The organism is Paracoccus sp. FO-3, from assembly GCF_006386455.1.
Lineage (GTDB): Bacteria > Pseudomonadota > Alphaproteobacteria > Rhodobacterales > Rhodobacteraceae > Paracoccus > Paracoccus versutus.
This window is the reverse complement of the sequence record NZ_VCBQ01000088.1, coordinates 1-21455: the sequence shown is the minus strand read 5'-3', so window position 1 is coordinate 21455 and position 21455 is coordinate 1. Positions and strand designations below refer to the sequence as shown.

The following is a 21455-nucleotide window of genomic DNA, read 5'->3' as shown; positions in this document are numbered from 1 at the left end:
CTCCGGGGCCGCCGTGGCGGCGGCCGTCGCGGGAATGTGATCGGGGGCGGGCTTTCGCGCCGGCGCCTCGCGGGCGCGCAGCTCGCGGGCGGCTTCCTCGCGCAGGATGGCCAGCACCGATTCGTCCAGCGGCCGGTTCAGGACCGGGCGCGCCTGCGGATCATAGGGGCGGCGCGGGGCGGGATCGGCGGCCTGGGCGGATTTTCCCGTTCCGGGCTGGCGCCACACATGGCCGCAGGCCGAGCATTCGACCTCGCGCCCCGAGGCGGGAATGGCGGATTCCGCGATCTCGTATTGGGCAGCGCAGCGGGGGCAGGTCAGGCGCATGGGCTGGTCTTTCGGCTCCGGTCGGGGGTGGTTTCGATCATGCGGGCGTCTCGCATTCGCCGCGCGACTGTTCTATCAAGCCACGAACCGCGCGCCAAGCAGCCCGCTCGGAAAGGGACCACCAGTGATCGAGATGCAGAACCTGTCCTTCGGCTACAGCGGCAACGATCCGCTGCTTGCCGACATGTCGCTGACGCTTCAGCCGGGTTCCTTCCATTTCCTGACCGGCCCCTCGGGCGCGGGCAAGACCACCTTCCTGCGGCTGTGCTATGCCGACCTGCTGCCCAGCGGCGGGCGGATGACCGCCTTTGGCCAGGATGTGCAGGGGCTGTCGCGCGACGGCATCGCCGGGCTGCGGCGGCGGGTGGGGGTGGTGCATCAGGACACGCAATTCCTGGACCACCTGCCGGTGGCGGAAAACATCGCCCTGCCGTTGCTGGTCTCGGGCGAGCAGGTGGACATGCCGGCCCTGGGCGAGTTGCTGGCCTGGGTGCAGCTGTCCGGCCATGCCCGCGCCATGCCCCCCGAACTGTCGGGGGGCGAGCGGCAGCGCGCCGCGCTGGCCCGCGCCGTCATCATGTCGCCCGACTTGATCCTGGCGGACGAGCCGACCGGGAACCTGGACTGGGACATGTCGATGCGGCTTTTGCAGCTGCTGATCGAACTGAACCGTTCTGGCAAGGCGGTGCTGATCGCCACCCATGACCTGAACCTGATCCGTGCCGCCAAGCAGCAGGTGCAGGCGCGGGTGCTGCGCATCGCGGGCAAGAGGCTGCAACTGGCGGGGGCGGACCTGTGAAGAAAGCCGATCTGAAATCGCTCGACCTGGCGACGCTGTGGCGCGGGCTGACCCGACCCGACCCGGCGGGGACGGACCGCGTGGTGCCGCCGACCGGCTTTACCGCGCAGCTGACCGTGTTCTCGGCCGCGGCCATGGCCTTCCTGGCGGTCTTTGCCCTGGCGCTGGCGCTGGCCACCGGCCGGCTGGCCGAACGCTGGTCCAGCGAGCTGGCCCAGACCGTGACCGTGCGCATCTCGGCCCCCGAGGATCAGATCGACGAGCAGACCCTCACGGTGATGGAGGCGCTGAAGACCACCCCCGGCATCGCCGAGGCGCGGCTCTTGCCCGATGACGAGGTGGAAGGGCTGCTGGAGCCCTGGTTCGGCCCCGATGTCCCGGTCGAGGCCCTGCCGGTGCCGCGCCTGATCGAGATCACCGAGGCGGCCGAGGGTTTCGACGCCGAGGCGCTGCGCCTGCGGCTGGAGGGCGAGGCGCCGGGCGCGGTGCTGGACGACCATACCCGCTGGCGCCAGCCGCTGGTCTCGGCCGCGAACCGGCTGCGGGTGCTGGGCCTCGTCTCGCTGTTGCTGATCGCCGCCGCCTCGGGGGCGATGATCACGCTGGCGGCCAAGGCGGCGCTGGCGGCGAACGGGCAGGTGATCCGCGTCCTGCGCCTGATCGGCGCGCGCGACATCACCATCGCCACCGCCTTCGTGCGCCGCTTTACCCGCCGCGCCGCCATGGGTGCGGCCGGCGGCACCGCGCTGGGGATGGCGGCGATCTGGGCGCTGCCCGCGATGGACCAGGCGGGCAGCTTCCTGACCGGGCTGGGATTCCAGGGCTGGGGCTGGCTCTGGCCCTTGCTGATCCCGCCGCTCGCCGCCGCGATCGGCTTCGTCGCGACCCGCTGGGCGGCGCTGAAGATGCTGCGCGAGGTGCGCTGATGGCCCTCTATCATCCGCGCCGGGCCTCGGTCCTGGATTGGCCGCGCACGGTGCTTTATTACCTTTATGCGGCGCTGGTGACGCTGGTGCTGGGGCTGTGGGGCCTGCCGCAGGTGCTGGTCCACCCCGAGCGCGCGCATCGCGTGGCCAGCCTGTGGCTGGACCAGATGCTGGGCGCGGCACGGCTGATCCTGGGCGTCCGGGTCGAATACCGCGGCACGCCGCCCGCCGGCGACTGCATCGTCGCCTCCAAGCATCACAGCTTTCTCGACATCCTGGCGCTGGCCCGCGCCTGCCCGCGCCGCGCCTTCGTGATGAAGCGCGAGGTGCTGCGGGTGCCGGTGATGGGCTGGTTCGCGCGCAAGGTCGGCTGCATCCCCATCGACCGCGCCCGCGGCAAGGAGGCGATGAAGCAGATCATCGCCGGGATCGAGGCCGCCCGCGCCCGCCCCGGCGGGCTGGGCCAGCTGATCATCTATCCCGAGGGCACCCGCACCCGGCCGGGGCAGAAACTGCCCTACAAGCACGGCGCCGGCACCATCCAGCGCGCGACCGGCCTGCCCATCCACCCGGTGGCGGTCAATTGCGGCCTGTTCTGGCCCCGGCAGGGCATCCCGGTCCGCGGCGGCACGGCGGTGATCGAGTTCCTGCCGCCGATCACCGCCGGCCCGCGGTCGGGGGCGGTGATGGAATTGCTGGAGGACCGGATCGAGAGCGCCAGCGACCGCCTGCTGGCCGAGGCGGGCGGCCTGCCGCCGGCCTGAGCCCTGACGCAAGGTCAGGGGCGTTTTCGCCATTGCGCCCGCCTGCGGTTGCGGTCCAACCTGCCCGGCGGATTCGCGGGCCTTCGGGCCAGAACAGGGGGACGGTATGCGTCCGATCATCGACATCGACCATGTTTCCAAACGCTACGGCAGCGGCACGGTGGCGCTGAAAGAGGTCTCGCTGCAGATCGAGGAGGGCGAGATCCTGGCGCTGCTCGGCCCGAACGGGGCGGGCAAGACCACGCTGATCTCGATCATCTGCGGCCTGGTGGTGCCGACCGGCGGCACGGTGCGCGTCGGCGGCCATGACATCCGCACGGACTGGCGCGCGGCGCGCAAGCTGATCGGCCTTGTCCCGCAGGAGATCGCGCTGGAGCCCTTCGAGACGGTCATCGACTGCGTGCGCTTTACCCGCGGGCTCTACGGCGAGCCGCCGGACGACGCCTATATCGAGCAATTGCTGCGCAGCCTGGCGCTGTGGGACAAGCGCGATGCCAAGACGCGCGAGCTGTCGGGCGGCATGAAGCGGCGGGTGCTGATCGCCAAGGCGCTGTCGCACCGGCCCAAGGTGCTGTTCCTGGACGAGCCGACCGCCGGGGTGGACGTGACCCTGCGGCGCGAGATGTGGCAGGTGGTGCGCGAATTGCGCGCCGAGGGCGTGACTATCATCCTGACCACCCACTACCTGGAAGAGGCCGAGGACATGGCCGACCGCATCGGCGTCATCAACCGCGGCGAATTGCTGCTGGTCCGGTCCAAGGACGCGCTGATGGGCGAATTCGGCAAGAAGCACCTGACCATCTCGCTTTACGAGCCGCTGGCGGCGCTGCCGGCTGACCTGGCCGGGCGCGGGCTGGTGCTTTCGGCCGACGGGCGCGAACTGGGCTATGACTACGACACCAGGGCCGAGCGCACCGGCATCGCCCACCTGCTGGCCGAGCTGGCCGAGCGCGGCCTTGCCGTGCGAGACGTCTCGACCAAGCAGAGCAGCCTGGAAGAGATCTTCATGTCGCTGGTCGAGGAGGAAACCGCATGAACTGGCGTTCCGCCCGCGCCGTCTTCGGCCATGAGATGGCGCGTTTCTTCCGCACGGTCTGGCAATCGCTGGCCTCGCCGGTGCTGTCCACGGTGCTTTACTTCGTCGTCTTCGGCGCGGCCATCGGCGGGCGCATCCAGGCGGTCGAGGGCGTGCCCTACGGCGCCTTCATCGTGCCGGGGCTGATGATGCTGACCGTGTTGCAGCAATCCGTGGCCAATGCCAGCTTCGGCATCTATTTCCCGAAATTCTCGGGCACGATCTATGAAATCCTCGTGGCGCCGACCGGCTGGATCGAGGTCACGCTGGGCTTCGTCGGCGCCGCCGCCGCCAAGGCGGTGATGATCGCGCTGGTGATCCTGGCGACCAGCTTCTGGTTCACCGGCGTCCATATCGCCCATCCGTTCTGGATGCTGGCGTTTCTGCTGCTGACCGCCGTGGCCTTTTCGCTGCTGGGCTTCATCATCGGCCTGTGGGCCAAGAATTTCGAGCAGTTGCAGATCGTGCCGATGATGGTCATCACGCCCCTGGTGTTCCTGGGCGGGGCCTTCTATTCGGCCTCGATGCTGCCGCCCTTCTGGGAGGGCGTGGCCAAGCTCAACCCGGTGCTTTACCTGATCTCGGGCTTCCGCTGGAGCTTCTTCGGCTTTGCCGACGTGCCGGTCGGGCTGTCGCTGGGCGCGGTCGCGCTGATGATCCTGGTCTGCATGGGCGCGATCCGCTGGATCTTCCTGACCGGATGGCGGCTGCGCGAATGACGGCTCAGGCCGGGCAGGGCGCCGCCGCCTTGCCCATCCGGGCCGCGTGCAGGTTGTAGGCGGTGGTCTGCTGCCGCAGCCAGCTTTCCGCCGTGTCGCGGCCATGCGTCTGCGCCAGCTGCCGATAGGCCGGGGCAAGCCGCTCGCGGTCGGCCCAGATCGCGCAGCCGAGCAGCCCCGGCGCCGCCTGCGCCGCGCTGCTGGCGCCTTGCCGCAGCGGCTGCGGGGTCTCGGTTGCCGCGTCCTGCGCCCCGGCCGCCGTCGCCCAGAAAAGGGCTGTGGCGGAAATGAAAATGCAATGTCGAATCATCATGGCTCCTCCCTTGCAGACAAATGTGACATATGGCCGCTGAGCTGTCATCTAGTTCCGGCACAGCCGCGTCTGCGGATCAAGCCGGACATATTCGCGGGCCGAGATCTTTTGCATCTTCAACGAATGTTTCCAGCGCGCGTTCCACATGTGCAGGATGCCGTTGCGGTAATATTGCGCCATCAGCTCGTCCACGATGGGCGGGATGATGGTGGTGCCGGGGATGCGGGGCGCGTGGAAGCCCACCGTCGCCCTGGGCCCCAGGCAGGCATTGGGCAGGGTGATATAGATCGTGCAGGCCGAGCGGCAATAGCCGCGCACCTCGACCGGGCGGCCGCTGGCGGCCAGCTTGTTGCGCTGGCGGATCGCCTCGACGACATTGCCACCGCGGTTGTTCATGATGACGATGGGCTTGCCGCGCGGCTGCGCCTCGGCCGTCGCGGGCAGGCTGGTGACGCCGGCGCCAAGGGCCAGCGCCAGGACAAGCGCCGAAGAAAGGCGGGTCAGGAGGGAAGGCATGCTCATGTCCCCTGCTATGCCTTGGCGAACGCACAAGTCCAAATGACGTTCCGGCGAGCCGCGCTTGCCGCTTAACAAGCGCCGCGACCCGCATTATATGCCGGCCATGAGCCAGAACCCGCCCCTGTTGCGCCCCGATCTAGCCCCCAGCCCGATCTTCGACACCACGCGAAGGGACGGGCAGCCCACCATCGGCATGGTCAGCCTCGGCTGTCCCAAGGCGCTGGTGGACAGCGAACGCATCCTGACCCGCCTGCGGGCCGAGGGCTATGCGATCAGCCCCGACTACAAGGGCGCCGGCGCGGTGATCGTGAACACCTGCGGTTTCCTGGACAGCGCCAAGGCGGAAAGCCTGCAGGCCATCGGCGAGGCGCTGGCGGAAAACGGCAAGGTGATCGTCACCGGCTGCCTTGGCGCCGAGCCGGAATACATCACCGGCGCGCATCCCTCGGTCCTGGCGGTGACGGGGCCGCAGCAATACGAGCAGGTGCTGGACGCGGTGCATCACGCCGTGCCGCCCAGCCCCGATCCCTTCGTCGACCTGCTGCCGGCCTCGGGCGTCAAGCTGACGCCGCGCCATTACAGCTACCTGAAGATCTCCGAGGGCTGCAACCACGCCTGCAAGTTCTGCATCATCCCCGACATGCGCGGCAAGCTGGTCAGCCGCCCCGCCCATGCTGTGATCCGCGAGGCGGAAAAGCTGGTCGAGGCGGGGGTGCGCGAGCTGCTGGTGATTTCGCAGGACACCTCGGCCTACGGGCTCGACCGCAAATTCGCCGAGGAGCGTGGGCATCGGGCGCATATCACCGACCTGGCCCGCGACCTGGGGTCGCTGGGGGCATGGGTGCGGCTGCATTACGTCTATCCCTATCCGCATGTGCGCGACCTGATCCCGCTGATGGCCGAGGGGTTGGTGCTGCCCTATCTCGACATCCCCTTCCAGCATGCCCATCCCGACACGCTGAAGCGCATGGCCCGGCCGGCGGCGGCGGCCCGGACGCTGGACGAGATTGCCGCCTGGCGCGCCGCCTGCCCCGAGATCACCCTGCGCTCGACCTTCATCGTCGGCTATCCCGGCGAGACCGAGGCCGAGTTCCAGACCCTGCTGGACTGGCTGGACGAGGCGCAACTGGATCGCGTCGGCTGCTTCCAATACGAAAACGTCAAGGGCGCGCGCGCGAACGACCTGCCCGACCACGTCCCGGACGAGGTCAAGCAGGACCGCTGGGACCGCTTCATGCAGAAGGCGCAGGCGATTTCCGAGGCCAAGCTGGCGGCCAAGGTCGGCCGGCGTATCGAGGTGATCGTGGACAGCGTGGACGACGAGGGCGCGACCTGCCGCACCCAGGCCGATGCGCCGGAGATCGACGGCAACCTGTTCATCGACCAGGGTTTCGAGGCGCTGGCGCCGGGCGACATCGTCACCGTCACCGTGGACGAGGCCGGCGAATACGACCTTTGGGGCCGGCTCTAGGCGGCGACAATCGCGCAGGTTGTGGCGCCCGCGCCGCTGGCTTAATCAGGCGGCAGCGCGACGCAGCAAGGCGGCATGATGAACTGGGATCCCGAAGGCAAACCCCGTAAACCCGATTTCCTGGGCATCGGCGCGCAAAAGGCCGGCACCACATGGCTCTCGCAGATGCTGGGCCAGCATCCCGACGTCTGGACGCCTCCGTTCAAGGAGGTGCAGTTCTTCAACCACCGCTTCATCGAGGAGCATCGCAAATGGCTGCCCTGGCATTTCCGCCGCGGCCGCCAGAACATCGAGAAACGCTGGGCCGCCCGCGGCGAAGAGATGCCGCGCGAGATGGTGCGCTACCTGGACCGCGTTACCCGCGAGCCGATGTTCACCAACCATTGGTACAAGCTGGTCTTCGCCCCGGCGCCCCAGGGGGCCAGGACCATCGACGTGACCCCGGAATATTCGACCCTGCCGGCCGAGGGCGTGGAGTTCCTGGCGAAATTCCTGCCGCAGGCGAAGTTCATCTATATCATCCGCCACCCGGTCGATCGGGCCGTCTCGCAGCTCAAGATGAACCTGACCCGCGCGCGCCGCAAGCCCGCCACCATCGAGGACTGGCTGGCCGAGGTCGAGGCCCCCGAGCTGATGGATCGCGGCGACTACATGACCTATGTGCCGCGCTGGAACGCGCATTTCGGCCCCGACCGGCTGCTTTACCTGCCCTTCGGCATGATCGCCCGCGATCCCCTGGGCTTGCTGCGCCGGGTCGAGGACTTCCTGGACCTGCGGCCGCATGACTATCGCGACCTCGGCAAGAAGGTCTTTGCCTCGGACAATGCGCTGGTGGTGCCCGACCAGGCCCGCGCCCGGCTGCGCGACAAGCTCGAGCCGCAATTCGCCTTTCTGGAACAAAGCTTCGGCCCGGAATTCACCAAGGCTTTCCGCTGAGCCTTCCCCTTTCGTTCCCGCTCGACTACATAGCGGCCAAGTTTCACACGGATTTCAGAGACGGGGAAAGATCATGGCCTCCTACCAGTTCGTTTACCACATGGACGGGGTGTCCAAGACCTATCCGGGCGGCAAGAAGACCTTCGAGAATATCCGCCTGAACTTCCTGCCCGGCGTCAAGATCGGCGTCGTCGGCGTCAACGGCGCCGGCAAATCGACGCTGCTGCGCATCATGGCCGGCATCGACAAGGACTTCACCGGCGAGGCCTGGGCCGCCAAGGGCGCGACCGTCGGCTACCTGCCGCAGGAGCCGCAGCTGGACTCGGCGCTGAACGTGCGCGGCAACGTCATGGAAGGGGTCAAGGCCAAGCAGGCCAAGCTGGACCGCTACAACGAACTTGCCATGAACTACTCGGACGAGACCGCCGAGGAAATGGCGAAGCTGCAGGACGAGATCGACGCCGAGAACCTGTGGGATCTGGACAGCCAGATCGACGTGGCCATGGAGGCGCTGCGCTGCCCGCCGGATGACGCCGACGTGGAAAGCCTGTCGGGCGGTGAACGCCGCCGGGTGGCGCTGTGCAAGCTGCTGCTGGAACAGCCCGACATGCTGTTGCTGGACGAACCCACCAACCACCTGGATGCCGAGACCATCGCCTGGCTGCAAAAGCACCTGATCGAATATCCCGGCACCATCCTGATCGTCACCCACGACCGTTATTTCCTGGACGACATCACCGGCTGGATCCTGGAACTCGACCGCGGCCGCGGCATCCCCTACGAGGGCAATTATTCCGCCTGGCTGGAGCAGAAGGCCAAGCGGCTGGAACAGGAAGCGCGCGAGGACAAGGCCAAGCAGAAGACGCTGGAGCGCGAACTGGAATGGATCCGCGCCGGCGCCAAGGCGCGCCAGGCCAAGCAGAAGGCCCGGATCAACGCCTATAACGAACTGGCCAGCCAGTCCGAGCGCGAAAAGCTGACCCGCGCCCAGATCATCATCCCCAACGGCGAGCGGCTGGGCAGCAAGGTGATCGAGGTCGACGGCCTGAAGAAGGCCATGGGCGACAAGCTGCTGATCGAGGATCTGACCTTCAGCCTGCCGCCGGGCGGCATCGTCGGCGTGATCGGCCCGAACGGTGCCGGCAAGTCGACGCTGTTTCGGATGCTGACCGGGCAGGAACAGGCGGACGCGGGCGAGATCAGCTATGGCGACACGGTGAAGCTGTCCTACGTGGACCAGTCGCGCGATGCGCTGGACCCGAACAAGACCGTCTGGGAGGAAATCTCGGGCGGGGCGGAGCAGATCGAGCTGGGCGATGCCACGATGAACAGCCGCGCCTACTGCTCGGCCTTCAACTTCAAGGGCGGCGACCAGCAGAAAAAGGTCGGCCTGCTCTCGGGCGGCGAGCGCAACCGGGTGCATATGGCCAAGCTGCTGAAATCCGGCGGCAACGTGCTGCTGCTCGACGAACCGACCAACGACCTGGACGTGGAAACCCTGCAGGCGCTGGAAGCGGCGCTGGAGGATTTCGCCGGCTGCGCCGTCATCATCTCGCACGACCGTTTCTTCCTCGATCGGCTTTGCACGCATATCCTGGCCTTCGAGGGCGATGCGCATGTGGAATGGTTCGAGGGCAACTTCGAGGATTACGAGGCCGACAAGATCCGCCGCCTCGGCCCGGATTCGGTCGAGCCGAAGCGGGTGAAATACAAGAAGTTCACGCGGTAAGATGAAGGAAAGGGGGCGGATCTGCCCCCTTTTTTCTTCGCAGGCTGTTATCGAAACCCGGCGGCCTGCATGCCCGTTTCCGACAGGTAGTCGAAATGCCGCGTGATCAGGCGATCCAATTCGTCGCGCGGCGCTTTCTTCATGCCCCTTTTGGCCAGGATTTCCTTAGCGTGCCGCGGCGTGTCGTTCATCCCATAATGGGTCACGATGCTGGGAACCGAGGGGTCGGTCAGGGCGACCATGACCGTCGGGATGCGATAATGGGCAAAGCCGAACACCGTGCGTTGCGGATGGCGCACGGCGACACCCACGCCGAGGAAGGGGTTGAACCAGCGGTAAAGCCCTTGCGTCGGCCCGTCGATGACCGAATAGATCACCGTGGGGAAGCTGACGGCGAAGGCGCCATGCGCCTTCCACAGGGTATCGCCATGCTTGCGCAGCTTCCTGATATAATCCTTTGAAAGGCAATCGTCGTCGTCGAGGCGGAATTGCAGGCAATCCTGCAATTCCAGCCCGATTTCCCTGAGCGTCTGGACCTGGGCATCGGCGACATGCATCGGCGGGACAAAGCGCAGCACCACATAGGGGCGCGCGTCGCAAAGCCTTTGCAGCTGGTCGCGATAGACCTTGGGCATCCGGTCCGAAGAGATGACGAGCAGCTTGAAATCGGGGTCGGTCTGCGCGTCCAGGGACGCCAGCGTCAACTGCTCGAACGTCACGAAACGGGCCTTCATCCGCTCGTCGCCGAAAAGCTCCTGCTCCTTTTGCTTGTAGATCGGTTCGAGGTCGTTCTCTTCGACGTTGCGATAGGCTTTCCAATCGCCGCGGCCGATCATGGAAAAGCGGCAAATCCCGACTATGGTCATGGTGTTCTTCATTGTGCGAACCGTTTCGTGACCGGCGTGTAGGCAAGGCTTCCCTTTGCGCGCCGCTCGGCCTCGGCGACGTCGGCCTGAATGATTTCGTCCGAAGGAATGTCCCAGGCCGCATCCGCGTCCAGATAGCCATGCTCCAGCAATGTCGCATGGATTTCCCTGAAATCCACCTGGCCCCAGCTGTTGTGGTTCGGCTTCTTGCCGGGCACCAGATATTCGGCGACCAGACTGTTGATCAGCAAGGGATCCTTTCCCATCATTCCCCTGAGCTGCAGGCGCATGCTGTGGTGTTCGGCATTGTTCCTGCGCAGGATGACGGCAATATCCTTGTCCGGGTCGGCCGCCATCCCGGCCATGTGAAGGGCGGATGTGTCCAGGCTGATGATTTTCCGGGCGGCACGGTAAAGCGCGAACTGATCCTTCCAGGACAGCTGCTCGGGGAAGACGGGGACATAGCCCGAGCGCCTCAGGTTTTCCTCGAGGATCGCTTCAGCCAGCAGCCCGCCGTTTGCAATATATTTCGTTCTGGAGATATAGATCTTTTCCGGCCCGTTGGCGGGAAGCTTTCCTACGGTCTCGCGCAGGAAATTTCGGAACTCTTCCGTGCCGGCGGCGATGTCACCAAGGCCAAATCCCTGGCCGGGGATGGTAAGGGTTTCGACCAGCGAAGGCTGCTTGATGACCAGGGTCGGGCATTTGATGCCGAAAATCTCGAAAATCTCTCGATGCGGCTTCTTGAAATGCGTCAGGGTCGGATGCTTGGGAGTAAACAAGACCCCGTCATAATCGTTGTTTACCGCCCAAAGCCTGCTGATCGTTTCGGTAATGAAATGCCCGAAATGACCATAGAACATCCCCGCGAAGAGGAAATGCCCTTCGAGTTTTTCAACCGGCTCGGGGGCCTCTTCAACCGCAAGCGACATGCGTCCGGCGCCACGCCAGATGGCGGCCTCGGCAATGTCGCCGTCCTTCCAGACACCGCTTGGTGTCCGGGGGCGGGATTCCCGCGGAGGGACCACAATCGCATCTTGCAGGGTAATCGTTTTTCTGGACCAGCCCTGATCGGGCAATGGAGGACAAGGCTCGTTCAATTTACACTCTCAAACACATACACGGCGATTCGCCTGTCAGGCGAACACTCCCAATCTTGGCCTTGTTTGGCAACACCTCCTTGACGATGCAAGCTAAACCGGCCTGCGACGGCATTCCGCCGAAGGCCGGTTGAAAGAGCCGGCGGGCCCTATTCCCATTCCCAGGGCAGGGCGTATTGGCCAAGCAGCTGGGCGACGGCGTCGCGGTCGACCTCGCCCCTGGGCCGGATGCGGGCGACCAGGCCGCGCTTGCGGTCGTCGACCACCTCGGCCACCTCGGCGGCCAGCCCGGCCTCGGCCAGAGCGGCGTCATAGACGCGGCGGATCGCCAGCTTGCGCAGGTCGGGCTTGAAGATCTTGCCCACCGCGGTCTTGGGCAGTTCGGGCAGGATCCCGATATGCTTGGGCACCGCGGCGCGTTCGTGGATATGGGCGCGGGCATGGTCCATCAGCTCGTCCAGCGAGACCTCGGCGCCGGCGATCAGCTCGACATAGGCGCAGGGCAGCTCGCCCGCAAAGGAGTCGGGCTGGCCGATGGCGGCGGCGGCGGCGACCTTGGGATGGGACAGCAGCGCGTCCTCGATCTCGGCGGGGTCGATGTTGTGGCCGCCGCGGATGATCAGATCCTTGGCGCGCCCGGTGATCCACAGATAGCCGTCGCCGTCCATCCGGCCCAGGTCGCCGGTGCGCAGGAAGCGGCTTTCGGCGAAAAGGTCGTGGTTCTTGTCGGCCTCGGTATAGGTCGAGCCCTCGAAGACGCCGGGATTGGCCACGCAGATCTCGCCGATCTCGTCGATGGCGCATTCGTGGAAGCCGCCGTTGCGGCGCTGCAGGATGCGCACATGGGTATAGGGCAGGGGGATGCCGACCGAGCCGACCTTCTTGAGCCCGTCCATCGGGTTGCAGGAGACGAGGCAGGTCGCCTCGGTCAGCCCGTAGCCCTCGGCGATCTCGACCCCGGTCGCGGCCTTGAAGCGGTTGTAAAGCTCGATCGGCAGAGGCGCCGAGCCCGAGATCGCGGTCTTGAGCGACGAGACATCGGCATCGACCGGCCGCTGCATCAGCGCGGCGATGGCGGTGGGCACGGTGATCAGGAAGGTCGCCTGCCAGCGTTCGATCAGCTTCCAGAAATTGTCGAACACCCCCTCGCCGCGATAGCCGGCCGGCGTCGGCATGATGAGCTGCGCGCCCGAGATCAGGCAGGACATCAGCACCGGATAGGCCGCGAAGACGTGAAACATCGGCAAGGGGCACATCAGCACGTCGGTTTCGCTGAACAGCAGCGTGCCGCCCAGCCAGCCGTTGTAGATCATGCCCGATTGCTTGTGCTGGGCGACCTTGGGCATGCCGGTGGTGCCGCCGGTGTGGAAGAAGGCGGCGACGCGGTCCTCGGCCGGTTCGTCGAAGGTCAGGCGGTTGTGCTTGCAGGCGCTGGCGGCGGCCTCGAAATCCATGACCTTGGCATGGTGGCGGGCAGGCACCTTGGGCCGCATCAGCGGCACCAGCATGCGCTTGAGCCCGGTCAGGTAGCCGCGCAGGTCGACCTCCAGCACGGTTTGCACGTTCGGGGCCTGCGCCACCGCCTCGGCCGCCTTCTGCGCGACCTCGGACTTGGGGAAGCTCTTCAGCGTCACCAGCACCTTGGCGCCGGTCTCGCGCAGGATGGCGGCGATGTGGTCGGGCTCCAGAAGCGGGTTGATCGGGTTCACGATGCCCGCCGTCGCGCCCGCCAGCAGCACGATCGGCGCCTCGATGCAATTGGGCAGCAGGTAGGCCACCACGTCCCCCGGCCCGACGCCGAGGCTGCGAAACAGGTTCGCGGTCTCGGTCACGCGCTCGTGCAGCTCGGTCCAGGTCAGGGTGCGGGCCGGCGCCTTGGGGTCCGAGAACAGCTGGAAGCTGATCGCCGGGCGCTGGGGATGGCGGTCGCGGGTCTGGGTCAGCGCCTCATAGACGGTGCGCGGCACCTGACGCTGCGCATAGGGCATCTCCGCCTCGACCGCATCGCGGTCTGCGACGCTCGCGAACCTGGCCATTCCTTACCTCCCGTTCTCCCTTTCGGGGTCGTGCCCCGCCGACAGGCAGAATGGTCCAACAATCAGCATGCTGGCAAGCATTCCGCCACGCCACGCCGGGGCCAAAACGCAGCGTCGCGCCCTGGGTTCAGCCCTGGGCTCAGCCCTGGGGGATGCGCAGGGTCTGGCCGGGATAGATCTTGTCGGGATGGCTGAGCATGGGCTTGTTGGCTTCGAAGATCTCGGGGTAGCGGCTGGCCTTGCCCAGGTATTGCTGCGCGATGGCCGAAAGCGTCTCGCCCTTCCTGACGGTATGGAACAGGGGCTGCGCCGCCGCTGCTGCGGGGGCTTCGGTGCCGGCACCCTCGGCCAGCTCGACATGGGCGATGCCCTTGATGTTGCCGACCGCCAGGATCAGCTTTTCCAGGGTTTCCTGGTCGCGCGCCTTGCCCGAGATGACCACGGTGTCGCCGCGCAGCGTCAGATGCACGTCTTTGCCGGTCAGGCCCAGGGCGGACAGCTCGGCCTTGAGCGCGGCCACCTTGCGGTCGGTGTCGCTTTGCGGGGCTTGGGCGGCGGTAGGGGCGGGGGCAGCGGCGGGGGCCTGGGCGGGTGCTTCCTGCGCCTCGGCCTCGGATCCGAAAAGCGATTTGCCGGCGTCCTTCACGAAATCCCAGATAGCCATGATCTCTCCTTTCAGGCGGTGTCTGGGGCGGCAACGATTCGCCGAAAGCGGCGGTTCCAGACAAATTTCAGCAATCGGAGGTTGAGGAATACCCGCCCGATCCCTAATTTTCGCAGGTCTTAGGGGATAGAGAAGTTGAACAAATCCTGCAAATCACTGATCCTGGCGTCTTTTCTTGGCTTGGCGGCGCTGCCCGCCCTGGCCGAGGACGGGGTGCGAATCTCGACGAAGTCCGTCGCGGGGGATGCGGCCCGTCCGGGAACCGTCACCTGCTTCCAGACCTCGATGCGCGAAAATGAGGCAGCGGTCCGCGCCACCAATGCCACGCGCCAGGCGCGCGGCCTGGCGCCGCTGCGATCGAACCGCGACCTGGCCGAGGCCGCGGCGCGCCATGCCTGCGACATGGCCAAGCGCGGGGTGATGTCGCATCAGGGCAGCAAGACCAAGGGGCCGATGCAGCGCCTGAAGAAGGAAGGCTACCGCCCCAGCATCGCGGCCGAGAACATCGCCGCCGGTCCCTGGGGACAGGACCGCGTGCTGGTGGAATGGGCGCGTTCCAGCGGGCACCTGGCCAATATCCTGATCCCGCAGACCCGCCATTACGGCATCGGCAAGGCGCTGGGGGCGGATGGCAAGACCGTCTTCTGGGCGGCGGTCTATAGCGCGCCGCGCTGAGCACCGGCACGCTGAGGCCCTTCGCGGCGTCCTGCGTCCCCGAGGCACCTGCCGGGGCGGGGTCGCGTCGTCCGTTGCCTGTTCAGGGCGGCCCGCAGTCGGGGCCGGGCCGCGATTCCTGCTCGCGCCCGCCGCCCGTCAGGCGACGCCTTCCGCCGCTTCCATGGCGCCTTCGGTGAATTGCAGCCGCGCCAGCCGGGCGTAGAGGCCGCCCTGCGCCACCAGTTCCTCGTGCCGGCCCTGGGCCACGATGCGGCCATGGTCGAAGACGACGATGCGGTCGGCCTTCTTCACCGTGGCCAGCCGGTGCGCGATGATGATCGTGGTGCGGGTGCGCGCCAGTTCGTCCACCGCATGCTGCACCAGCCGCTCGGATTCGGCGTCCAGCGCCGAGGTCGCCTCGTCCAGAAGCAGGATCGGCGCGTCGCGCAGGATGGCGCGGGCGATGGCGATGCGCTGCTTCTGCCCGCCCGACAGCATCACGCCGCGCTCGCCGACGAAACTGTCATAGCCTTCCGGCAGCAGGTTCAGGAACTCGTCGGCATGGGCGGCGCGGGCGGCGGCCTCGACCTCGGCATCCGAGGCATCGGGCCGGCCGAAGCGGATGTTCTCGCGCGCGGTGGCGGCAAAGATCACCGGATCCTGCGGCACCAGCGCGATGGCCTGGCGGAAATCGCCCCGCGCCATGTCGCGCAGGTCGATGCCGTCGATGCGCACCGCCCCGGAATCGGGATCCCAGAAGCGCAGCAGCAGCTGGATCACCGTAGTCTTGCCGGCGCCCGAAGGCCCGACCAGCGCCACCGTCTCGCCGGGGCGGATGTCCAGCGTGACCCCCTCCAGCGCCGAGCGGTCGGGGCGCGAGGGATAGTGGAAGGTCACGTCGTCAAGCCGGATCGCCCCCCTGACCGGCCGGGGCAGGGCCAGGGGCTGGGGCGGATCGGCCAGCATGTCCTGCGCGGACAGCAGTTCCGTCAGCCGCTCGGTCGCGCCGGCGGCGCGCTGCAATTCGCCCCAGATCTCGGACAGTGCGCCCACGGCGCCGGCGACCAGCACGGCGTAGATGACGAACTGCACGAGCTCGCCCACGGTCATGATCTCCAGCCGCACGTCGCGGGCGCCGATCCACAGCACCCCCAGCACGCCCGAGAAGATCAGGAAGATGACGATCACCGTCATCACCGTCCGCGTCCTGACCCGGTTCAGCGCCGAATCGAAGGACCGCTCGGTCACGTCGTCGAAGCGCGCCCGCGTCGGCCCCTCTTGCGTGAAGGCCTGCACGGTCTGCGCCGAAAGCAGGCTTTCCGAGGCCGCGCCCGAGGACAGCGCGATCCAGTCCTGGTTCTCGCGCGACAGCTTGCGCAGCCGCCGGCCCAGCACGACGATGGGCACCACGACCAGCGGCACCAGCAGCAGCACCAGCCCCGACAGCTTGGCCGAGGTCCAGACCAGCATCACCATGCCGCCGACCAGGATCAGGAAATTGCGCAGCGCGATCGAGACGGAAGAGCCGATCACCGACTGGATGAGCGTGGTGTCGGTGGTGATGCGGCTGATGATCTCGCCGGTCAGCACGCGCTCGTAGAAGGCCGGGCTCATGGCGATGACGCGGCTGAACACGGCCTTGCGGATGTCGGCCACCACCCGCTCGCCCAGCCGGGTGACGAGGTAGTAGCGCATCCCCGTCCCCAGCGCGAGCAGCGCCACGATGGCCAGCGCCGCGCCGAAATACTGGTCCAGCAGATGCGCGCCGGCGTCGAACCCGTCCACCACCCGACGCACCGCCAACGGCAGGACCAGGCTGATCGCCGCCGTCACCGCCAGCGCGACCAGCGCCGCGGCCAGCAGCCCGCGATAGGGGCGCAGGAAGGGCCAGAGCGCCCGCAGCGCGCCGATGCGTTTCGTCGTCGGCCGATCCACGATGGGTTTGGGTCCGCGTGCCATATGTCCTCCCTGGGTGGCCGGTTGGCTGCCTGATGGCGCGTTCACAGCGGCTCGCTGCCGCCGGCCAGCTCCAGAATGATCTCCCATTCCGCATCCGAGACCGGCTGCACCGAGAGGCGCGAATTATTGACCAGCACCATGTCCTTCAGCCGCGGCTCGGCCTTGGCCTCGTCCAGCGAGATCGGGCGCTTGATGCGGGCGACGGCGCGGACATCGACGCATTCCCATTTCGGGTCGGCGGCGGTCGTGTCGGGATGCGCCTCGGCCACCACCTCGCAGATGCCGACGATCTCCTTGCCGATGTTCGAGTGATAGAAGAAGCCGCGCTCGCCCTTCTTCATGGCACGCATGTTGTTGCGGGCCTGGTAGTTGCGCACGCCGTCCCATTGCTCGCCCGTCTCGCCCCTGGCGATCAGGTCGTCGAAGCTGAAGACGTCCGGCTCGGATTTGAACAGCCAATGCGCCATCAGCCGATTACCTTCTTCCACTCGATCACCTCGACCGAGGCGAACAGTCCGGCCGCGTTGTAGGGATCCTGCGCCGTCCATTCCTTGACCTCTGTCAAGCCGTCGCCCTCGACCACCAGCAGCGAGCCGCAGGGCTGGCCGTTCTCGATCAGGGGGCCGGCCAGCTTGACGCCGGGCTGCGCGCCCAGGAAGGCCAGGTGGCTTTCGCGGGTGTCGAGACGGGTTTGCAGCTTGCCGGGATGGTCGCGGCAGATGACGGCGAAAAGGGGCATCATTCCTCCTTGAGCGGGCGGTTGAGCAGAAAATCCAGCGCATGTTCCATGGCGATGCTGCCTTGGGCAAGCCCCGCGACCAGATTCGAGATCGGCATCTCGATCCCCAGCCTTTCGGCGAGCCGGGTGACGGCGCGGGCGGTGGCGGCGCCCTCGACCGTGGTGCCGGCGGCGAAGTCGCGCCCCGTCCCCAGCGCCAGCCCATAGCGGAAGTTGCGCGATTGTTCCGAGGTGCAGGTCAGCACCAGGTCGCCCAGGCCCGACAGGCCCGGCAGCGTCTCGGGCCGGGCGCCGAGCGCGGTGGCCAGGCGCAGCATCTCGGCAAAGCCGCGCGTCACGATGCTGGCGCGCGCGCTGTCGCCATAGCCCGCGCCGATGGCGGCGCCGGCGGCGATGGCGATGATGTTCTTCAGCGCCCCGCCCAGCTCCGCCCCGGTGACGTCGGTGGTGCGGTAAAGCCGCAGCGTGGCGGTCGAGAGCCGGCGTTGCAGCGCCTCGGCCGTGCCGGCATCGGCGCAGGCGAGCGTCAGCGCCGTGGGCAGGCCGCGGGCGATGTCGGCGGCAAAGCTGGGGCCGGTCAGCACCGCCACCCGCGCCTGCGGACAGGCGGCGGCGATCAGCGCCGAGGGGCCGGTCAGCGTGGCCAGGTCGATGCCCTTGGCGCAGCTGACCAGGTTGCGGCGGTCGAAGCGTGCGCTATGCTCGGCCAGGAACCCGCCCAGCACCTGCGCCGGCAGGGCCAGCAGCACGGTCTCGGCCGCGATCTCGTCCAGCCGGTCGGTGACGTGCAGCGCCGGCGGCAGGGTCACGCCGGGCAGGCGGGGGTTCTCGCGCGCCTCGGCCCAGCCGATGTCGCGGCCCCACAGCGTGACTGGGCCCTTGCTGGCCAGCGAAACCGCCAGCGCCGTGCCGAAGGCGCCCGCGCCGATGATCGCCACGCTCATGCCTTGGCCCCCCGCTTGCCGGCGCCCAGCATCGGCGCGGCGCCCTGGTCCAGCGGCCAGCGCGGGCGCGCGGCCAGCTCCATCCCGTCGCGCCGGCCGGCCTGGTAGGCCTCGATCCCGGTCCAGGCGATCATCGCGGCATTGTCGGTGCAAAGCCGCAGCGGCGGCGCCAGGAAGGTCGCGCTGGCCTCGGCCGCGACCCGCTGCAAGGCTACGCGCAGGGATTCGTTGGCCGCGACGCCGCCGGCCACCGCCAGCACCGGAGCGGGGGCCAGCGCCAGGGCGCGGCGGGTCTTTTCGGCCAGCACCTCGGCCACCGCCGCCTGGAAGCCGGCGCAAAGATCGGCGCGGTCCTGTTCGTGCAAGCCCCCTTGCGCCGCCACCAGCGCGTCACGCTGGCGCAGCACGGCGGTCTTGAGCCCGGAAAAGCTGAGGTCGCAGCCCGGCCGGTCCAGCAGCGGCCGGGGCAGGGCAAAGCGGCGCGGATCGCCCGCGCGCGCCGCCGCCTCGACCGCGGGACCGCCGGGCTGCGGCAGGCCCAGAAGCTTTGCCACCTTGTCGAAAGCCTCGCCCGGCGCGTCGTCGATGGTGCCGCCGAGCCGGGTGAAATCCGCCGGGCCCTCCACGCGCAGGAACTGGCAATGCCCGCCCGAGACCAGCAGCATCAGATAGGGAAAGGGAATGCCGTCGGTCAGCCGCGGCGTCAGCGCATGGCCGGCCAGGTGGTTGACGCCGACCAGCGGCAGCCCGCTGCCCGCCGCCAGCCCCTTGGCCAGCATGACGCCCGACAGCACGCCGCCGATCAGCCCCGGCCCGGCGGTGACGGCGATCCCGTCCAGGTCGGACAGCCGCAGCCCGGCCTGGGCCAGCGCCTCCTCGACGCAAAGATCCAGCTTCTCGGCATGGGCGCGGGCGGCGATTTCCGGCACCACGCCGCCGAAATCGGCATGCAGCGCCGCCTGGCCGGCCACGACCGAGGCCAGGATGCTGCGGTCGTCGCGCACCACCGCCGCGGCACTGTCGTCGCAGCTGCTTTCGATGCCCAGAAAGGTCAGTCCCATGCTCATCCTTGTTCCCGCGCCGCCAAGGGCCTAGGCAAGGGGGGAGTAGCATCTTGTCAGGCCGATTGCCATGCCGCCGAACCCCGCGCCCATCCTGCTTCTGACCCGGCCCGAGCCGGCCTCGCGGCGATTTGCCGCAGGTCTGGCGCATCTGGGGCTTGAGGTGCTGATCTCGCCCGTGCTGCGCATCCGGCCGGTCGCGCATGATGCCGCGCGGCTGGCGGCGGCGCGGGGGCTGGTCTTCACCTCGGTCAATGCCGTGCCGGCGGCGGGGGCGGGGCGCGGGCGGCCGGCGATCTGCGTCGGCCCGGCCACGGCCGAGGCGGCGCGGGCGGCAGGCTTCGACGTGACCGAGGGTCCCGGCGACGCGGCGCGGATGCTGCCGCTGCTCAAGGGGCTGGGGCAGGGCTGGCTGCATCCGCATGGCGCCCATGTCGCCAAGGAACTGCCGGTGCCGGACATGGTGGTCTATGACCAATTGCCCGAACCGCTGAACGCGGCGGCGCTGGCGGCGCTGGCGGGGGCCAGGCCGGTGATCCTGCCGCTGTTCTCGCCCCGCTCGGCGCGGCTTCTGTCCGGCCAGGCGGCGGGTGCGCGCGCGCCCCTGTGGCTGGCGCCGATCAGCGCCGCGGCGCAGCAGGCCTGGCAGGGCCCGGCCGCGCGCAGCGTGCCGGCGCCCACCCCGGATGCCGAAGGGGTGCTTTGCGCCGTCGAGCGGTTGCTGGCCACGGAACAATCCATATGAGGGCGGGTTGAGGCGCCACGCACCGCCGACTAGACTGCCTGCGGGAGCCAATCATGATTGCGGGCGGAAGGGGCGGATCTTGCCCCGTGGCAGCCGGGCCGCGATGCGAAAGGGAACGGGGAAGAATTGTGAAGAAGCCAGAAACCAATTCCAGCGAGAACAAGGCAAGCCCCGGAAAAGACGGCAAGAAGAAGGCGGTTTCCGGCTCGGTCATCGACAGCCGCCCGGTCAGCGCCGGTGAGGGCGCCCCGGCGGCACGGCCCGAGCCCAAGCCGCAGGTCGAATCAAGGCTGGTCGGTTCCGGCACCGGCCCCGAAGCCGCCGCGCCCAAGCGCGATGCCGGCAAGACGGCGGCCGAATCGAAGCCCGCCCCCTCCCAGCCCGCCGCCGAGGTGAAGCAGGGCGGCGTGCCGCCCGTCGCCAAGCCCGAGGCCGCGCCCGCGCAGCCCCAGCCGGCCAAGGTCGAGACCCGCGTGGTCGAGGTGCGCAAGGCCGGCTTCATGCCGACCTTCCTGGGCGGCGTCGTCGCCGCCGGCCTGGGTGCGGCCGCGGCCTGGTGGGCGATCCCGCATCTGCCGCCGGCCTGGCAGCCGCTGGGCGCCGACCCCGCCCCGACCGAGGCGCAGATCGCCGCCGCCCGCGAGGCTGCCGTCGAGGCGGCGCGCGAAGAGATCCAGACCCAGGCCGAGGCCTTTGCCAACCGCGCCTCGGAGGCGGGTGCGGATGCGGCGCGGCAGGCCCTGGCCGATACCGAGGCGCAGGGCGGCGACGCCGAGGCGTTGCGGGCGCAGCAGGAAAAGCTGGCCGCGCTGGAAAAGGCCGTGGCCGATCTGGCCGCGCGGCCCGTGGTGGCGCCCGTGGTCTCGGGCGAGAACAGCGACGGGCTGCAGCAGGTGCTGAACGAGCTGACCGCGCGGCTGGCGGCGCAGCAAGGCCGCATCGACGCGCTGGCCGCGCGCCCTGACGCGCAGGCGGCGGCCGGGCAGGTCCAGGAACTGGCCGCGCAGGCCGAGGCGCTGCAAGCCCGCATCGCCGCCGCGGCGGACGAGGCCGAAAAGCGCATCGCCGCCGCCCAGGCGCAGGCATCCGCATTGCAGGAGACGGCC

At 68.3% G+C, this 21455-nt stretch carries 22 protein-coding genes and 1 pseudogene; 11 read left to right on the top strand and 12 right to left on the bottom strand.

All coding sequences use genetic code 11. From position 1 onward, the window contains the following. A partial coding sequence (locus tag FE811_RS20065; protein WP_181180903.1) for a zinc-ribbon domain-containing protein occupies window positions 1-327 on the bottom strand: 327 nt, incomplete at its 3' end. A gap of 124 nt (window positions 328-451) precedes the next feature. Here FE811_RS20065 and FE811_RS20060 point away from each other — a divergent pair. From FE811_RS20060 to FE811_RS20040, 5 genes are all read left to right on the top strand, one after another. Further along, window positions 452-1126 (top strand): cell division ATP-binding protein FtsE, encoded by a 675-nt coding sequence (locus tag FE811_RS20060; protein WP_036760710.1) that lies wholly within the window; start codon window positions 452-454, stop codon window positions 1124-1126. Further along, entirely contained in the window at window positions 1123-2052 is a 930-nt protein-coding gene (locus FE811_RS20055; protein ID WP_072461914.1) for an ABC transporter permease, read from the top strand. Before FE811_RS20060 ends, FE811_RS20055 begins: the two co-directional genes overlap by 4 nt. Continuing rightward, window positions 2052-2816: a 1-acyl-sn-glycerol-3-phosphate acyltransferase gene (locus FE811_RS20050; RefSeq protein WP_116222569.1), complete on the top strand. Its 765-nt coding sequence runs from the start codon at window positions 2052-2054 to the stop codon at window positions 2814-2816. The genes FE811_RS20055 and FE811_RS20050 overlap by 1 nt, the downstream gene beginning before the upstream one ends. 106 nt (window positions 2817-2922) lie before the next feature. Next, entirely contained in the window at window positions 2923-3852 is a 930-nt protein-coding gene (locus FE811_RS20045; RefSeq protein ID WP_114535742.1) for an ABC transporter ATP-binding protein, read from the top strand. Next, window positions 3849-4610: an ABC transporter permease gene (locus tag FE811_RS20040; protein ID WP_036760703.1), complete on the top strand. Its 762-nt coding sequence runs from the start codon at window positions 3849-3851 to the stop codon at window positions 4608-4610. The genes FE811_RS20045 and FE811_RS20040 overlap by 4 nt, the downstream gene beginning before the upstream one ends. Window positions 4611-4614: 4 nt before the next feature. Here FE811_RS20040 and FE811_RS20035 read toward each other — a convergent pair whose 3' ends face one another. Both FE811_RS20035 and FE811_RS20030 read right to left on the bottom strand, forming a co-directional pair. Next, a complete protein-coding gene (locus FE811_RS20035) occupies window positions 4615-4923 on the bottom strand; it encodes a hypothetical protein (protein WP_116222570.1) in 309 nt (102 codons plus the stop codon). A gap of 48 nt (window positions 4924-4971) precedes the next feature. Then, complete coding sequence (locus FE811_RS20030; protein WP_116222571.1) at window positions 4972-5445, bottom strand: hypothetical protein; 474 nt, start codon at window positions 5443-5445, stop codon at window positions 4972-4974. Window positions 5446-5536: 91 nt separating this feature from the next. Between FE811_RS20030 and rimO the strand changes: the two genes are divergently transcribed. The 3 genes from rimO to ettA all read left to right on the top strand — a co-directional run bounded on the left by rimO (window position 5537) and on the right by ettA (window position 9578). After that, window positions 5537-6913, top strand: coding sequence for a 30S ribosomal protein S12 methylthiotransferase RimO (gene rimO, locus FE811_RS20025; RefSeq protein WP_116171107.1), 1377 nt, complete (start codon window positions 5537-5539; stop codon window positions 6911-6913). A 75-nt stretch (window positions 6914-6988) separates the two neighbouring features. Next, entirely contained in the window at window positions 6989-7849 is an 861-nt protein-coding gene (locus FE811_RS20020) for a sulfotransferase (protein ID WP_243784952.1), read from the top strand. A 73-nt stretch (window positions 7850-7922) separates the two neighbouring features. After that, window positions 7923-9578 (top strand): energy-dependent translational throttle protein EttA, encoded by a 1656-nt coding sequence (gene ettA / locus FE811_RS20015; RefSeq protein ID WP_116222572.1) that lies wholly within the window; start codon window positions 7923-7925, stop codon window positions 9576-9578. A gap of 47 nt (window positions 9579-9625) precedes the next feature. Here the strand turns inward: ettA and FE811_RS20010 are convergent, their stop codons facing one another. The 4 genes from FE811_RS20010 to lysM all read right to left on the bottom strand — a co-directional run bounded on the left by FE811_RS20010 (window position 9626) and on the right by lysM (window position 14244). Further along, window positions 9626-10444 (bottom strand): glycosyltransferase, encoded by an 819-nt coding sequence (locus FE811_RS20010; protein WP_116222844.1) that lies wholly within the window; start codon window positions 10442-10444, stop codon window positions 9626-9628. Window positions 10445-10452: 8 nt separating this feature from the next. Beyond that, window positions 10453-11523: a DUF563 domain-containing protein gene (locus FE811_RS20005; protein ID WP_140848522.1), complete on the bottom strand. Its 1071-nt coding sequence runs from the start codon at window positions 11521-11523 to the stop codon at window positions 10453-10455. Window positions 11524-11693: 170 nt separating this feature from the next. Further along, on the bottom strand, window positions 11694-13580 hold the full coding sequence (locus FE811_RS20000) for an acyl-CoA synthetase (protein ID WP_072461920.1): 1887 nt from the start codon (window positions 13578-13580) through the stop codon (window positions 11694-11696). Window positions 13581-13719: 139 nt separating this feature from the next. After that, on the bottom strand, window positions 13720-14244 hold the full coding sequence (lysM, locus tag FE811_RS19995) for a peptidoglycan-binding protein LysM (RefSeq protein ID WP_116222574.1): 525 nt from the start codon (window positions 14242-14244) through the stop codon (window positions 13720-13722). Between the two features lie 135 nt (window positions 14245-14379). On the opposite strand from lysM, the gene FE811_RS19990 reads away from it, so the two are divergent. Next, a complete protein-coding gene (locus tag FE811_RS19990; protein WP_243784454.1) occupies window positions 14380-14919 on the top strand; it encodes a CAP domain-containing protein in 540 nt (179 codons plus the stop codon). Between the two features lie 138 nt (window positions 14920-15057). Here the strand turns inward: FE811_RS19990 and FE811_RS19985 are convergent, their stop codons facing one another. The 5 genes from FE811_RS19985 to tsaD are packed head-to-tail and all read right to left on the bottom strand — an operon-like array spanning window position 15058 to window position 19610. Beyond that, window positions 15058-16860 (bottom strand): ABC transporter transmembrane domain-containing protein, encoded by a 1803-nt coding sequence (locus FE811_RS19985; RefSeq protein ID WP_116222575.1) that lies wholly within the window; start codon window positions 16858-16860, stop codon window positions 15058-15060. Between the two features lie 41 nt (window positions 16861-16901). Beyond that, a complete protein-coding gene (locus FE811_RS19980; RefSeq protein WP_036756762.1) occupies window positions 16902-17327 on the bottom strand; it encodes an EVE domain-containing protein in 426 nt (141 codons plus the stop codon). Then, a complete protein-coding gene (locus FE811_RS19975; protein ID WP_166435578.1) occupies window positions 17327-17599 on the bottom strand; it encodes a YciI family protein in 273 nt (90 codons plus the stop codon). The genes FE811_RS19980 and FE811_RS19975 overlap by 1 nt, the downstream gene beginning before the upstream one ends. Next, window positions 17599-18543: an NAD(P)H-dependent glycerol-3-phosphate dehydrogenase gene (locus tag FE811_RS19970; RefSeq protein WP_116222576.1), complete on the bottom strand. Its 945-nt coding sequence runs from the start codon at window positions 18541-18543 to the stop codon at window positions 17599-17601. The genes FE811_RS19975 and FE811_RS19970 overlap by 1 nt, the downstream gene beginning before the upstream one ends. Then, window positions 18540-19610, bottom strand: coding sequence for a tRNA (adenosine(37)-N6)-threonylcarbamoyltransferase complex transferase subunit TsaD (gene tsaD / locus FE811_RS19965; RefSeq protein ID WP_116222577.1), 1071 nt, complete (start codon window positions 19608-19610; stop codon window positions 18540-18542). Before tsaD ends, FE811_RS19970 begins: the two co-directional genes overlap by 4 nt. A 64-nt stretch (window positions 19611-19674) precedes the next feature. Between tsaD and FE811_RS19960 the strand changes: the two genes are divergently transcribed. Together FE811_RS19960 and FE811_RS19955 are read left to right on the top strand one after the other, a co-directional pair. Beyond that, a complete protein-coding gene (locus FE811_RS19960) occupies window positions 19675-20349 on the top strand; it encodes a uroporphyrinogen-III synthase (RefSeq protein WP_036756754.1) in 675 nt (224 codons plus the stop codon). Between the two features lie 128 nt (window positions 20350-20477). After that, a pseudogene (locus FE811_RS19955) lies at window positions 20478-21455 on the top strand (hypothetical protein); the annotation flags it as partial.